Genomic DNA, 13,952 nt, shown 5'->3' with positions numbered 1-13,952 from the left:
TCAGTAATGAAAGTATCTTTTCATGGACATGCCATCGTGAAAGTGGAGACCAATGGCAAGACGATTCTTTTTGACCCATTCATCAATGGAAATGAACTAACGGATTTAAAGGTGGCGGACGTAAAGCCGGATGTCATCATCTTAACACATGGTCATAATGACCACATTGGTGACACGGTGGAATTAGCGAAAAAGAACGATGCCCTTGTCATCGGAATTGCTGAAATAGCCGTGTATTTAGGAAACCAAGGCGTCAGGACTCATGGCATGAGCATTGGTGGTGCTTATGAATTCGATTTTGGCACAGTGAAGTTGACACCTGCCTTTCATGGAACCGGATTCAATACAGCGGATGGTCAGATCATCTATTTAGGGATGCCTGCCGGCGTATTGTTGACTGTAGAAGGAAAAACGATCTATCATGCTGGTGACACGGCCGTTTATTCCGACATGAAACTGATTGGGGAAAGACATCCGATTGATCTGGCATTTCTGCCTATTGGCGATAACTTCACAATGGGGCCGGAAGATGCAGCGCTTGCCGCAAAATTCCTCCAGGCGAAGCAGGTCGTGCCGATCCACTACAACACGTTCCCGGTCATCAAACAGGATCCAAACAAATTCATCGGTATGCTAGAAGCAAAAAATGGACTTGTCATGGAACCCGGAGATGTAATCGACTTATAATGCAACAGGGGCCTGATTCGGGGCTCCTTTTTATATAGGAAATGAATAATCAGGAAGTACGATGTAGTATGTCTCGACGACAACCATAAAAATCCCCTGTAGGCTTCATTCTTTTTATTCATCCTCTTGCATAAAATGAAGGGATGGAATGAAGGAGGGGGTTGGATGAAGCAAAGGTTATTGCTCTGTTTGCTTTTATGCGGTGTGATGCTGTATTATGCAGTGCCACGCCTAACGTTGGAAAGCGGGGGCCTAGAGAGTTTGTTTGGGGGAACTTGGCTGCTGTTCGCGCTGTTGGCCGTTGCGGGCAATTTGACGGGCATCCTGTATTCACCAGCAAAAAGGAAAGGGAAACGGTTGCACGAAAAGAAAAGGTTGCGTGAATATCAGTAGTTGTTTGATAATCTAGGCTCTTTGACCTTATAATGGGATATAGGAATACCGTGAAAAGGGTGAAGCGCTTGGCTACAAAGCATGAACAAATATTAAAACATATCGATGGACTTCCGGTTGGTGAAAAGATTTCCGTCCGCCAGATTGCCAAAGTCCTGAATGTTAGTGAGGGTACGGCATACCGTGCGATTAAAGAAGCGGAGAATCAAGGCTATGTAAGTTCCATTGAGCGGGTCGGCACGATCCGTATTGAGAAAAAGAAAAAAGAGAATATTGAGAAGCTAACGTTTGCCGAGGTAGTCAATATAGTTGATGGACAAGTCTTGGGTGGAAAAACGGGTCTTCATAAAACGTTAAATAAATTCGTCATCGGTGCGATGAAGCTTGAGGCCATGATGCGATATACGGGTGCAGGAAACCTATTGATTGTAGGCAATCGTACCCAGGCGCATGAGCACGCGTTAAAAGCGGGTGCAGCGGTGCTGATCACCGGTGGGTTCGATGCGGAAGAATCCGTTAAGATATTGGCCGATGAATTGGAGATGCCGGTCATTTCAACGAGTTACGATACCTTTACTGTCGCGACCATGATCAATCGGGCCATTTATGACCAATTGATCAAAAAGGAAATCTTATTGGTAGAGGATATTTTGACGCCAGTTCAGGAAACGACCTTCTTGACCGTGGGGGACCGGGTTCAAAATTGGCATGAATTGAATCAGGATTCGGGTCATAGCCGTTTCCCTGTCGTTGATGAAAACATGAAGGTTCAGGGCATGGTCACCTCAAAAGATGTCATGGGCCAAGAAGAAACGACGCTCATTGATAAGGTGATGACGAAGAATCCGATGACCGTAGGCGATAAAATGAGTGTCGCCTCCTCAGCCCATATGATGGTGTGGGAAGGGATCGAGTTGATTCCGGTCGTTAGCGACAGTCACATCCTGAAAGGGATCGTGAGCAGGCAGGATGTACTGAAGGCGCTACAGATGAGCCAAAGACAGCCACAGGTCGGTGAAACGATTGACGATACGATCACGAGTCAGCTGGTGATGTCGTCAAACCAAGGCAAGGGACAAGAAGTGTATAGCTATGGTGTTACACCGCAAATGACCAATTATCTTGGGACGATTTCAAGTGGGGTGTTCACGACACTTGTTACGGATTCAGCCAATCGTGCGCTCAGAAGCTATAAGCGCGGCGATTTAGTCGTTGAAAATATGACGATCTACTTCATCAAGCCTGTTCAGATCGACAGTACGCTTGAAATTCATCCGCGTGTCCTGGATGTGGGACGTAAGTTCGGGAAAGTGGATGTCGAGGTATTTAACCAAGGTAAGCTTGTAGGAAAGGCGATGCTGACCTGTCAGTTGCTCGATCGTTCTTAATTAGAAAAAGAGGATAATCGAATTCGATTATCCTCTTTGATTTGTGGCTTCTTCAATGGCATGTGGGAGGTAGAATTTATACATTTTATAACCGCCCCAAACGCTGAAAAGTCCGACAAAAATGAATACAGCGGCAATGATGTATGTAACGGTCGTCTGGAAAAGGAATAGCTGATTGATTCCAAATAAGGCTACAAAGGCACCGAGGGCAATGGATGATTTTCCTGAAATCCACTTTTTCTCCATCGGCATTTTCGTGCGTACCATTTTGATTTTGTAAAATACATAAATCCCTAGTGACAGAACGATCAAGGTGACAAGGATAGGCATCGTTTATAATTCCCCCAATTTAACATATGTACCTTTTTATTGTAGCGGGAATCTCTAGAGATTGCCACCTAAAACAAGATGTGTCTTCCTATTCCCCCAATTTTTTGATTAAATAAAATATATCGTCTTAATTTGTACAATACCATCTATAAAAAGGAGATTTATATGAAGGCTGAAATATTAGCAGATATAAAGCATTATGATACGATCATCATTCATCGCCACGTCCGGCCTGACCCGGATGCTTACGGTTCGCAAGGGGGATTGGCTGAAATCCTGAAAGCGTCATTTCCTGAGAAGCGCATTTTCACGGTCGGGAAAGAAGAGCCTACGTTACATTATTTAAGGAGGCTCGATGTGATTTCGGATGAAATGTACCAAGGGGCCTTGGTCATCGTTTGTGATACCGCCAATACCGACCGAATCTGTGACAGCCGCTATCCGACAGGGGATAAGCTGATCAAGATCGATCACCATCCGAACGAAGATCCTTATGGAGACATGCTGTGGGTCGATACGTCCGCAAGCTCGACGAGTGAAATGATTTATGAATTTTATCTATTTGGTAAAGATCAAGGATTGAAGATGAGCGATGAGGTAGCCCGTCTCCTGTATGCGGGGATCGTGGGTGATACGGGACGTTTTCTTTTTCAAAGCACGACCGAGAAAACATTCTCCTATGCGAGTGAGTTGATTCATTATTCATTCTCCCGTCCACAGTTATATCAAGAGATGTATGATGTCGAGGAAAGCATCACCCGCCTGAATGGGTATGTGCTGCAAAACTTCGAAATCCTACCAAACGGAACAGGGAAGATGATCATCACGAAGGATATCCTGGAAAAATTTCATGCGACGCCTTCAGAAGCCTCTCAGCTTGTCTCCTCGCTGGGTTCGATTAAAAACGTGAAATCATGGGTCTTTTTCATTGAAGAAGAAAAGGAAATCCGGGTTCGTTTCCGTTCTAAGGGTCCAATCATCAACATGATCGCCAGGAAATACAATGGTGGCGGACATCCATTTGCAGCAGGGGCCTCTATTTATTCTTGGGATGCAGTAGATGACATTTTGGCTGACTTAGAAGAGGTAAATAAAGCCGAATAAGAAGAACAAAAAGACCAAATCATCTTGAATTTGGTCTTTTGCCTTTTAGATAGTCACGATGCTGGGAAATTTTTAACTGATTGCCATCGGGATCTTTGAAGTTGAACCATCGGTCATGTATGATCCCTGTTGTACATTCTACTCTCCCTTTCATATATTCGTACGCTTCGATGATATTCGTCGTATTGAAGTGAAAGGGGGGGACCCTGAAAATGCGGTCTTCGGAAAATATCTTACTGTCCAAAACAATGCCCGTTCCGATCATAGGCAGGGCATACAGGTGCCCGAATGAAATTTCCCCGGTCACCGGGATGCTCAACAGGTCGGAATACCAATCGCGGGCCACTTCAATATCACGAACCGGGATGAAGACCGTACCGATTTGGTTTAAGATTGGGTTCATCGTTCACCTCTCCCATCGCATCATTTCGCCCTCTTGATTGTGAGTTCAATATTCATTTTCGTATAAAACATAATTTCATTGACTTCCAGCTCGTACCATTTCTTATTAATCTTGATGAGTTTGTTTTCAATCGACTTCTTAAGTAGCATTTTTCCGTTATATACACTTACGACGTCTTTTGCCAGAAGGGAAGAGAGGTCATCTTCTATGACATCCTCGGCATCGGCGATACTCAGCTTATCGAGGCTGTAAAATTGCCCGTTGGTAATTTTCACCTCGACTTCTTGAATTGTCAAAATCTCTTCGTTTTTTTGATTTAATTTTTTGTAATCCTGCTCCCAAATCGCGATTTTTTCAGTCAAATCCTTCATTTCTTCTCTTTGCTCATGAATGATCCGGATCTGGGTTTCCTGCTGCACTCCGTACATGTAAAAGAAAATCACCCAGCTGAGCAATCCGCCTAATGCTGCACCGGCAAAAAAACGCTGCCAGGTAGGTAGTCGATGATAAGGGGGGATCCTCATGGCGAAATATGCTCCTGCGTGAACCAATTGATGATTAACGCCCCTGTCTGTGCACCCCCGAGGGCGGAGAGGATCAATAGCACCTGCTTCACGATATCCTTCGTCTGCCCGTGGAAAATGCCACGTTCAAAATTATAGACCATATCGAAGGTCCCCCCGATGGCAGCGACGATCGCCCAGATCCTTAGGCTATCCGATAAACGGAAAACGGTCGTCATCGGGGCTTGTCCCGTGAAAAAAGCCGCCAGTCCGCCAATGATCGACCCGCCAAGCAAAACGCCGAGCGCGATGAAAAAACTGTTGATAAATGCCGGAACAAAGGCTTCATTCATGTATCATCATCCTTTTTGGCTTGATATTCTTCTACTCTATTTATATGGGATGCGCGGAGGGAATATGATAGCCTCTGAAAATCAAAGTGGACAAACCCGATTGGGAATGAGAACATATTTTCTTTTTTTGAAATAAACACTATAATGAAAAGAAACATGCCCTTTCAAAGGTGGGAGAAAAAAACGTGTATACACATCTCCATATTCAGAGCGGATACAGCCTGCTGAGCAGTACGGTGAAAATTCGTGAACTTGTGGCTAAAGCGAAAGCGGATGGCCATACGAGTCTAGCATTAACCGACCGGAATGTTATGTATGGATCGGTTTATTTTTATAAGGAATGCAAGAAACAGGGGATAAAACCGATTATCGGGATTCTTGCGGATGTTCTAGATGACCAAGATGCCGCACATCCTCTTCTTTTACTAGCAAGAAATCTTCAAGGATACCAAAACCTGCTGAAAATAAGCAGTGCAATCAAAACGAAATCTCCGTCGGGCATTCCATTTAATTGGCTTAAAGCCTATTCTACGGGATTAATAGCGCTTTCCCCGGGTGCGGATGGCCAAATCGAAAGATTATTGGAAGAAGAAAGGACCGAGGAGGCAAGGAAAGCGGCCGGGCAATTTTTGAAGGTGTTCGGACAGGATAACTTTTATTTATCCCTTCAACGGCTGGGGATGGCCAAGGAGGAGCAGCGAATACAAGCAATCCGTCATTTGGCCAAAGAGCTGGAAATCGAGCTTGTGGCGACGAATCCGGTCTATTACTTGAACCAAAATGATGCACTGGCACATGAAGCGCTACTCGCCATCGGTAATGGCGACAAGCTGGCGGACGAAACGAGGGTGGTGCTTCCATCCACAGAGTATTATATGAAAAGCCGTGCTGAAATGGCTGAACGGTTCAGTGACTTGCCGGATGCCCTTCAAAATACGCTACATATAGCCGCGCAATGCAATCTCACTATTCCTTTTCATCGTTCCCTGCTACCCAAATACCCTACCGCAGCTGGAGTTACGGCTGAAGAAATGCTCGAAGCCCTCTGCTTCCAGGGCTTGAAGAAAAGAATGCCTGAACCATCCATCCAATATGAAGAGCGTCTGCGCTTTGAATTGGCTGTCATCAAGCAAATGAAATTCAGCGATTACTTTTTAATCGTCTGGGATTTCATGAAATTCGCAAGGGACCACCAGATCTTGACGGGGCCAGGACGGGGATCTGCGGCAGGATCGATGGTTGCCTACGTATTGTCCATTACAGATGTCGACCCAATCGAACACTCCCTGCTGTTCGAGCGATTTCTAAATCCTGAGCGGGTGACTATGCCAGATATCGATATCGACTTTCCGGATAACCGCCGCGAGGAAGTGATTGCTTATGTCGCGAAGAAATACGGGGAATTGCATGTTGCCCAAATCATAACATTTGGTACTTTAGCGGCAAAAGCGGCGTTGCGTGATACCGGCCGCGTTTTCGGTTTGAATACAAAAGAGCAGGAAATGGTTTCGAAAATGATTCCGGGACGCCTTGGGATCACCTTGCCTGAAGCATTAAAAGAATCCAAGCGATTACAGGATTTCGTAAGGGAAAGTGAGCGGAACCAGAAGCTTTTTGAAACGGCACTGCTGCTTGAAGGGCTTCCACGCCATACCTCCACACATGCGGCTGGCGTCGTCATAAGCGATCAGGCGCTCACTGAGCATATCCCGATTCAGGAAGGGCATGATGGCATCCATCTGACGCAATATCCAATGGACCTCCTCGAGGAACTCGGCCTTCTGAAAATGGATTTTCTAGGCCTTCGCAACTTAACGCTCCTGGATAATATTTTGAAAAACATCCAAAAGGGGATCGGGAAAAAACTGAACCTCTCCCATATACCCATGGATGATCCGAAGACCTTGTCCATGCTGGGACGGGGTGAAACGACGGGCGTATTCCAGTTCGAATCGGATGGGATCCGGAAGGTATTAATGAACCTAAAGCCAAACCGTTTTGAAGATATCGTCGCGGTCAACGCCTTATATCGTCCAGGTCCAATGGAAAACATCCCACTTTTCATCGAGCGCAAACACGGGCTGGTCCCAATTGAATACCACCATCCGGATTTGAAGGAGATTCTAGATCCTACATACGGCGTCATCGTATATCAGGAACAGATCATGCAGATTGCATCACGACTTGCCGGTTTCTCCCTGGGAGAGGCCGATTTACTAAGGCGTGCCGTCTCGAAGAAGAAAAAGGAAGTATTGGACCAGGAGAGGGAGCACTTCGTGAATGGGGCCTTGAAGCAAGGGTATTCCGAGAAAACAGCGGACGATATCTATACCCTGATCGTCCGGTTCGCCAATTATGGATTCAACAGGAGCCATGCTGTAGCTTACAGTGTCATTGCCTATCAGCTTGCCTATTTGAAAACCCATTATCCTGAGTATTTCATGGCTGCCCTCATGACTTCTGCCGTCGGAAATGACGATAAGATTTCCCAGTATGTGCGTGAAGCCAAGAAGAAAGGCATTTCCGTGCTGCCTCCTTCCATTAATGAAAGCGGCTATCCTTTTTTACCGGGGAAAGAAGGAATCCGATTCAGCCTTGGTGCCATAAAAGGAATCGGTGGGACCGTCCTGAAGGAAATCTTTGCGGCTAGACGCCAAAAGAAATTCGGGGACCTATTCGATTTCTGTTTACGGGTGTCGGGAAAAATCGTCAATCGAAAGGTATTGGAAGCGTTGGTGCATTCAGGTGCCTTTGATGAATTTGGCGAAGACCGTGCCACCTTGCTTGCTAGCCTGGATGTCGCAATCAGCCATACCGAATTGGTCAATCCGGATGATGATCTATTCGATATGTTTTCGGATGGTGAATTCTCGCTAAAGCCTAAATACAATCATGTCGATCCCATTCCGGTGGAGGACAAGCTATCCTTGGAAAAGAGTGTACTTGGCCTATACCTCTCCAATCATCCCGTGACGAGCCATAAAGAACTTTTCGGGCACTTCGGTTGCTTGACCATCGATGAAGCAGTAAGTAAAAAAGAGGCAAAAATCCTGCTTGGTGTGTACATCACGGCGGTTAAGACCATCCGTACGAAAAAGGGTGATGTGATGGCATTCTTGACTGTCAGTGATGAAGAAGGCGATCTTGAAGCCGTCGTATTCCCCAATGTGTATAAAAACTACTCTGCCATCTTGAATCACGGACAGTTGGCCATGCTTCAAGGTACATTGGAAGAGCGGAGCGGAAAAACACAGCTCATCGTCCAATATGTCTATCCGCTGGACCAAGTGAAAGATATGGCACAGAAAAAAGCAGGAACGCTTTTCTTGAGGATTGAAGCGGAAAAGCAAACAAAAGACACTCTTCAAAAAATAAAAAAAATATTAATCCAGCATACTGGCGAAACGAAGGTCATGCTATTTTATGAGCGGGAAAACCGCTATGTACAGCTATCCTATTGGGATTGGGTCAACCCGGGCGATAAGTTAATCGATCTTTTAAAAGGATTGTTAGGAAAAGGAAATGTCGTTTATAAGAGAGATTAACTATTTTACAACTTTATCAGGTATGTTATATTGAATGCAGACCCATGTGGTCTGACCACTAGATTTCAGCATAATTCCGGGTTGCCCAATTCGTTCTAGGAGTGAGAATATGACATTAAGAGAAGAAGCATTACATATGCATCGCTTGAATCGAGGGAAATTAGAAACCGTTTCGAAAGTACCAGTTAGGAATGCAGTAGATTTAAGCTTGGCATATTCTCCTGGTGTCGCCGAACCATGTAAGGAAATTTACGAAAAACCTGAAACCGTCTATGACTATACCATGAAGGGGAATACGGTCGCCGTTATTTCTGATGGAACGGCAGTGTTGGGCCTAGGCAATATCGGTCCTGAAGCCGCCTTGCCTGTCATGGAAGGCAAAGCGGTCTTGTTCAAGAGTTTTGCGGGAGTGGATTCCTTTCCAATCTGTTTAAAAACGACGGATGTGGATAAGATTGTAGAGACCGTCAAATTGCTCGAACCGACCTTTGGCGGAGTGAACCTAGAAGATATTGCAGCACCGAATTGTTTTGAAATCGAAGAACGATTAAAAAAAGAAATGAATATCCCTGTATTTCATGATGATCAGCACGGTACAGCAATTGTAACCGTGGCCGGTCTTGTAAATGCTTTGCGTCTTGTAGGAAAATCGATAACGGAAATTAAAGTCGTGGCCAGTGGTGCCGGAGCGGCAGGCATTGCCATCATAAAGTTGCTTTATAGCTATGGAGTGCGTGACATCATCATGTGTGACACGAAAGGTGCCATCTATGAAGGGCGTACGTTAGGTATGAACGATATAAAAGAGCAAGTAGCGAAAGTGACCAACCGGGATAAGGTCCAAGGAAACCTTGCGACAGTTATCAAGGGAGCGGACGTATTCATCGGTGTGTCTGCGGCGGGAGCGTTGAATAAGGACATGATTTCTTCCATGAACGACGATCCAATCATTTTCGCCATGGCTAACCCCAATCCTGAAATCATGCCGGAGGAAGCGAAAGCTGCAGGGGCCAAGGTGGTGGGGACCGGTCGCTCCGACTTCCCAAACCAGGTCAATAATGTCCTGGCTTTCCCTGGAATCTTTCGAGGCGCTTTAGATGTACGTGCAACGCATATCAATGAAAAAATGAAGGTGGCAGCTGTACAGGCGATTGCCGGTTTAATAGAAGAGCATGAACTTCATGAAGACTATGTTATTCCCGCCCCTTTTGATGCTAGGGTAGCGCCTGCAGTCGCTGCCGCTGTGGCAAAGGCAGCGATGGAAACCGGGGTCGCAAGAATTCAAGCCGATCCAGAGCAAATTAAAGAAAAAACAAGAAAACTAGCAATCATTGGACAAAGTGAGGATTAACTAATTTGGCAGAACGTACTTCTTCAACCAAAATTTATCTCGATGTTGTGGAAAGCCTGCGGAGCATGATTGAAGCGGATAACCTCTTACCGGGCGATAAGATTCCTTCTGAACGGGAGTTATCCGACCGTCTGAATGTTGGACGTTCATCTGTCCGTGAAGCATTGCGAGCACTAGAGCTTTTAGGATTGATAGAAACTAGACGTGGTGAAGGAACGTTTATTAGGGATTTCCAGGAGCATAAGTTAGTCGAGCTTCTGGGAACCTTTTTTTTGCAAGATAAAAAAGTTCAAGAAGATTTAGCCGAGACCAAACGGTTAATTGAAATCGATTGTTTGAAGATCGTGGCCTTCTTCGCCACTGCCCAAGAGGTTAAATCGTTAATGGACTGGGTCAAGGCAGAAGAATTCCATGATGATGATTTCTTCTTGAGGATCGCCATATTAAACCGCAATCGTTTGCTTGAAAGAATTTGGCGTATTGTCAACAGCTATGCTAGAGCATCAGAGCAGATCAAAACAAAAACGAAAAAAGAAGATTATCTTTTGTTGCTTACATATTTGCTTGAACGTGATGAAGAAAAAGCCATCGAAGCATACCTTACTAAAATCAGAAATTTGTCGAAGGAAGAGTGACAGCATTTTACACGATTTTGAATATATTTCTGATATAGTTTGGACCAAAGTTTCTTTAAAAAGAGGTTTGGTGGCAAAGGGAGGATTAGACTTGCTTAAAGAGCTATTTGCAAAATCTAAGAAGAAATATGCAACGGTTCCTTTAGATCGTGAAAAACAGGATGTACCTGAAGGAATTATGACGAAGTGCCCAGGTTGCAAAAAAATCATGTATACAAAAGAATTAGTGAAAAACGTAAAAGTCTGTTTGCATTGTGGGTTCCATCATTCCATGTCCTCTCATGAGCGCATAGAATTTCTTTTCGACGCCAATAGTTTCACTGAATTTGATAAAGAAATGATTTCCGTTAACCCCCTTCAATTCCCGGATTATCTGGAAAAGCTGGAAAAGGATAAAGTGAAGGCCAAAATTAATGAGGCAGTGGTTACAGGGGTAGGAAGCATAAATGGTTTCCAAATATCAACGGCCATCATGGATTCCAATTTCCGGATGGGAAGTATGGGGTCCGTCGTTGGAGAAAAAATCACACGGGCGATTGAACGGGCCGGCGAATTGAAGATACCATTCATCATTTTTACCGCATCTGGCGGGGCGCGAATGCAAGAAGGTGTTCTGAGCCTCATGCAGATGGCCAAAACAAGTGCCGCCCTTAAAATGTTCAGCAATGAAGGTGGATTGATCATTTCGATGATGACCCATCCTACAACTGGCGGCGTTTCAGCCAGCTTTGCATCTCTTGGGGATATTAACCTTGCAGAACCTGGTGCCCTGATAGGGTTCGCTGGAAGACGGATCATTGAACAAACGATACATGAAGATCTTCCTGAAGATTTCCAAACAGCTGAATTTTTGATGAAGCATGGCCAATTGGATGCTGTGGTTAAACGGACGGAAATGAAAGATACCTTGACAACGATCCTGAAAATTCATGCCCCGGGTGGTGAATGGTTATGATTTACGAATTGGAATTCGAACGCCCTGTCACAGAGCTTCGAAGCAAGATTAAAGAACTAAGGGAAATAACAAAGGGAGCAGATGTTGATTTGACAGCTGAAATTGAAAGCTTGGAACAGCGTCTCGAGAAGTTGGAAACGGACATTTATAATAACTTGAAGCCATGGGATCGCGTGCAGATCGCTCGTCACCCAGCCCGTCCGACAACACTTGATTATATCCCTCTTATATTTAATGAATTTATGGAATTCCATGGTGACCGTTACTATGGTGATGATGAAGCCATCGTAGCAGGCATCGGGGAATTTGATGGACGTGCTGTGACCATCATCGGCCATCAGCGTGGTAAGGATACAAAGGAAAATATCCGTCGTAATTTTGGTATGCCACATCCTGAAGGCTATCGAAAGGCTTTACGTCTGATGAAACAAGCCGAAAAGTTCAATCGTCCCATCATTTGTTTCATAGATACGAAAGGTGCCTTCCCTGGTAAAGCAGCGGAAGAGCGTGGTCAGAGTGAAGCCATCGCAAAAAACCTTTTTGAAATGGCAGGACTTAATGTACCTGTTATCAGTATTGTCATTGGTGAAGGTGGAAGTGGTGGTGCTTTGGCTCTAGGAGTAGCGGATCGGATTTATATGCTGGAGAACTCCACTTATTCTGTCATTTCTCCTGAAGGAGCAGCCGCTATCTTGTGGAAGGATGCTTCCCAAGCCAAGCGTGCAGCCGAAACGATGAAAATCACGGCTCCTGACCTCAACCGATTGGGAGTCATTGATGAAATCATTCCTGAAGTGAAAGGCGGGGCCCATCGCGATGCCGAGGAGCAAGCCAAAGCGATTAAGGATATGTTGAAGCAATCAATCAATGAGCTTCTTTCCCTTAATAGTGAGGAACTGATCAATCAGCGTTATATGAAATTTAAAAATATCGGTGAATATGAATTTGAAGGACAGCCAGAAGGACCGATACTGGAAGTAAAACAACATTCATAAATACATGGCCAAGAAAAAACGTGCTGCCGCAGGCAACACGTTTTTTCAACCTTAATATGATACTTAAATACCCAGGTGACTAAATTGATTCCTATTTTGGGAAATAAAACAATCTTTAACGCAATTTACTTCAATTTCTGTTCAGAATACGTTAGTCTTAATACATTGGATTAAGCAGTAAGAAGAGTTCCTTGCTTATCTTAGGTGAAAAAAGGGTACAATGAGGTTATTGAAAAGTTTTATGTCATTAGCGCAGTAGGAGAGGTGAACATAATGAAAAAAATAGGGGTATTAACAAGTGGAGGGGATTCTCCAGGCATGAATGCTGCAGTCCGGGCAGTAGTCCGGAAAGCGATTTTTCATGAAATGGAGGTCTATGGCATCTACCATGGCTATGAAGGGTTGATCAATGGCGACATAAGACGTCTTGAGCTTGGTTCTGTCGGGGATATCATACACCGCGGAGGCACGATGTTACATACTGCCCGCTGTCCTGAATTCAAAACGGAAGAGGGACAGTTAAAGGCAATCGAACAACTGAAAAAAGTGGGTATTGAGGGCATCGTCATCATTGGCGGTGACGGGTCTTACCTTGGAGCGAAGGCATTGACGGAACGAGGTTTTCCTTGCATTGGCGTTCCGGGAACGATCGATAACGATATTCCGGGAACGGACTTTACGATTGGTTTTGATACAGCCCTTAATACGGTCATCGATGCGATTGATAAAATCAGGGATACAGCGACTTCCCACGAACGGACGTATGTGGTTGAAGTGATGGGCCGAAACGCCGGTGACATTGCTCTTTGGGCCGGTCTTGCAGGAGGGGCTGAGACCATTTTATGCCCGGAATACGATTTCGATATGGAAGAGATGATAGGAAAGCTGAACCGGGGACATGAACGCGGGAAAAAGCATAGTATCATCGTTGTGGCAGAAGGTGTAGGCAGTGCTATGGAGATTTCCAAACAGATAGAAGCGAAAGCAGGGTTCGAAACGCGTGTTACGGTTCTGGGTCATGTACAACGTGGTGGCTCTCCTACTGCGTCTGACCGTGTGTTGGCAAGCAGGCTTGGCGCCCGCGCAGTCGAATTGCTTCTTGAAGGTTTAGGTGGCAGGGCTGTTGGCATTGAGGAAAATAAACTGGTTGATTACGATATCATCGATGCCTTATCGAAGAAGCACACGATTGATAAGAAAATGTATGACCTATCAGAAGAATTGTCTATTTAAATGATTGAAAAAAATATGTTTAATACTACGTCACTCTCCGTCATATGGCGGTAGAGGACGAGTTTCTTTAGGAGGTT

15 protein-coding genes are annotated in these 13,952 nt (G+C 45.0%); 11 read left to right on the top strand and 4 right to left on the bottom strand.

Annotated features, from left to right (window positions below; genetic code table 11):
• Positions 1–6 precede the first annotated feature (6 nt).
• The 3 genes from AC503W_RS14760 (at position 7) to AC503W_RS14750 (ending at position 2,468) form a co-directional block, all read left to right on the top strand.
• On the top strand, positions 7–687 hold the full coding sequence (locus AC503W_RS14760; protein ID WP_427686776.1) for a metal-dependent hydrolase: 681 nt from the start codon (positions 7–9) through the stop codon (positions 685–687).
• Positions 688–852: 165 nt separating this feature from the next.
• Entirely contained in the window at positions 853–1,080 is a 228-nt protein-coding gene (locus tag AC503W_RS14755) for a hypothetical protein (RefSeq protein ID WP_427686774.1), read from the top strand.
• Positions 1,081–1,148: 68 nt separating this feature from the next.
• Entirely contained in the window at positions 1,149–2,468 is a 1,320-nt protein-coding gene (locus AC503W_RS14750; RefSeq protein WP_427686773.1) for a DRTGG domain-containing protein, read from the top strand.
• A 27-nt stretch (positions 2,469–2,495) separates the two neighbouring features.
• Here the strand turns inward: AC503W_RS14750 and AC503W_RS14745 are convergent, their stop codons facing one another.
• Entirely contained in the window at positions 2,496–2,798 is a 303-nt protein-coding gene (locus AC503W_RS14745) for a YtpI family protein (protein ID WP_427686771.1), read from the bottom strand.
• A 165-nt stretch (positions 2,799–2,963) separates the two neighbouring features.
• Here AC503W_RS14745 and AC503W_RS14740 point away from each other — a divergent pair, with 165 nt between their 5' ends.
• A complete protein-coding gene (locus AC503W_RS14740) occupies positions 2,964–3,902 on the top strand; it encodes a DHH family phosphoesterase (RefSeq protein ID WP_427686769.1) in 939 nt (312 codons plus the stop codon).
• A 19-nt stretch (positions 3,903–3,921) separates the two neighbouring features.
• Here AC503W_RS14740 and AC503W_RS14735 read toward each other — a convergent pair whose 3' ends face one another.
• The 3 genes from AC503W_RS14735 to AC503W_RS14725 are packed head-to-tail and all read right to left on the bottom strand — an operon-like array spanning position 3,922 to position 5,104.
• Entirely contained in the window at positions 3,922–4,305 is a 384-nt protein-coding gene (locus tag AC503W_RS14735) for a VOC family protein (RefSeq protein WP_427686768.1), read from the bottom strand.
• Positions 4,306–4,325: 20 nt separating this feature from the next.
• Entirely contained in the window at positions 4,326–4,829 is a 504-nt protein-coding gene (ytrI, locus tag AC503W_RS14730) for a sporulation membrane protein YtrI (RefSeq protein WP_427686764.1), read from the bottom strand.
• On the bottom strand, positions 4,826–5,104 hold the full coding sequence (locus AC503W_RS14725; RefSeq protein WP_402874635.1) for a YtrH family sporulation protein: 279 nt from the start codon (positions 5,102–5,104) through the stop codon (positions 4,826–4,828). Before AC503W_RS14725 ends, ytrI begins: the two co-directional genes overlap by 4 nt.
• On the opposite strand from AC503W_RS14725, the gene AC503W_RS14720 reads away from it, so the two are divergent.
• From AC503W_RS14720 to pfkA, 7 genes are all read left to right on the top strand, one after another.
• Entirely contained in the window at positions 4,989–5,297 is a 309-nt protein-coding gene (locus AC503W_RS14720) for a hypothetical protein (RefSeq protein WP_427686813.1), read from the top strand. The genes AC503W_RS14725 and AC503W_RS14720 overlap by 116 nt on opposite strands.
• A 49-nt stretch (positions 5,298–5,346) precedes the next feature.
• Positions 5,347–8,706 (top strand): DNA polymerase III subunit alpha, encoded by a 3,360-nt coding sequence (dnaE, locus tag AC503W_RS14715; RefSeq protein WP_427686762.1) that lies wholly within the window; start codon positions 5,347–5,349, stop codon positions 8,704–8,706.
• Between the two features lie 109 nt (positions 8,707–8,815).
• Positions 8,816–10,057: an NADP-dependent malic enzyme gene (gene ystJ / locus AC503W_RS14710; protein ID WP_427686760.1), complete on the top strand. Its 1,242-nt coding sequence runs from the start codon at positions 8,816–8,818 to the stop codon at positions 10,055–10,057.
• A gap of 5 nt (positions 10,058–10,062) precedes the next feature.
• Positions 10,063–10,692, top strand: coding sequence for a FadR/GntR family transcriptional regulator (locus tag AC503W_RS14705; RefSeq protein ID WP_427686758.1), 630 nt, complete (start codon positions 10,063–10,065; stop codon positions 10,690–10,692).
• Positions 10,693–10,783: 91 nt separating this feature from the next.
• Complete coding sequence (gene accD / locus AC503W_RS14700) at positions 10,784–11,647, top strand: acetyl-CoA carboxylase, carboxyltransferase subunit beta (RefSeq protein WP_402874367.1); 864 nt, start codon at positions 10,784–10,786, stop codon at positions 11,645–11,647.
• Positions 11,644–12,642, top strand: coding sequence for an acetyl-CoA carboxylase carboxyl transferase subunit alpha (gene accA, locus AC503W_RS14695; protein WP_402874370.1), 999 nt, complete (start codon positions 11,644–11,646; stop codon positions 12,640–12,642). The genes accD and accA overlap by 4 nt, the downstream gene beginning before the upstream one ends.
• Before the next feature lie 273 nt (positions 12,643–12,915).
• On the top strand, positions 12,916–13,875 hold the full coding sequence (gene pfkA, locus AC503W_RS14690; protein WP_402874373.1) for a 6-phosphofructokinase: 960 nt from the start codon (positions 12,916–12,918) through the stop codon (positions 13,873–13,875).
• The last annotated feature ends 77 nt before the right edge of the window (positions 13,876–13,952 follow it).

It is taken from the genome of Peribacillus suis (assembly GCF_059384845.1).
Note: the sequence above shows the minus strand (reverse complement) of the source record. Positions and strands in the feature narration are given on the sequence as shown.

Excerpts from the sequence above, each read along its gene's own strand:
- AC503W_RS14745 (WP_427686771.1), bottom strand. The coding sequence starts at position 2,798 with ATGCCTATCCTTGTCACCTTGATCGTTCTGTCACTAGGGATTTATGTA.
- AC503W_RS14760 (WP_427686776.1), top strand. The coding sequence starts at position 7 with ATGAAAGTATCTTTTCATGGACATGCCATCGTGAAAGTGGAGACCAAT.
- AC503W_RS14735 (WP_427686768.1), bottom strand. The coding sequence starts at position 4,305 with ATGAACCCAATCTTAAACCAAATCGGTACGGTCTTCATCCCGGTTCGT.
- pfkA (WP_402874373.1), top strand. The coding sequence starts at position 12,916 with ATGAAAAAAATAGGGGTATTAACAAGTGGAGGGGATTCTCCAGGCATG.
- ytrI (WP_427686764.1), bottom strand. The coding sequence starts at position 4,829 with ATGAGGATCCCCCCTTATCATCGACTACCTACCTGGCAGCGTTTTTTT.
- AC503W_RS14755 (WP_427686774.1), top strand. The coding sequence starts at position 853 with ATGAAGCAAAGGTTATTGCTCTGTTTGCTTTTATGCGGTGTGATGCTG.
- accA (WP_402874370.1), top strand. The coding sequence starts at position 11,644 with ATGATTTACGAATTGGAATTCGAACGCCCTGTCACAGAGCTTCGAAGC.
- AC503W_RS14720 (WP_427686813.1), top strand. The coding sequence starts at position 4,989 with ATGGCAGCGACGATCGCCCAGATCCTTAGGCTATCCGATAAACGGAAA.
- AC503W_RS14740 (WP_427686769.1), top strand. The coding sequence starts at position 2,964 with ATGAAGGCTGAAATATTAGCAGATATAAAGCATTATGATACGATCATC.
- ystJ (WP_427686760.1), top strand. The coding sequence starts at position 8,816 with ATGACATTAAGAGAAGAAGCATTACATATGCATCGCTTGAATCGAGGG.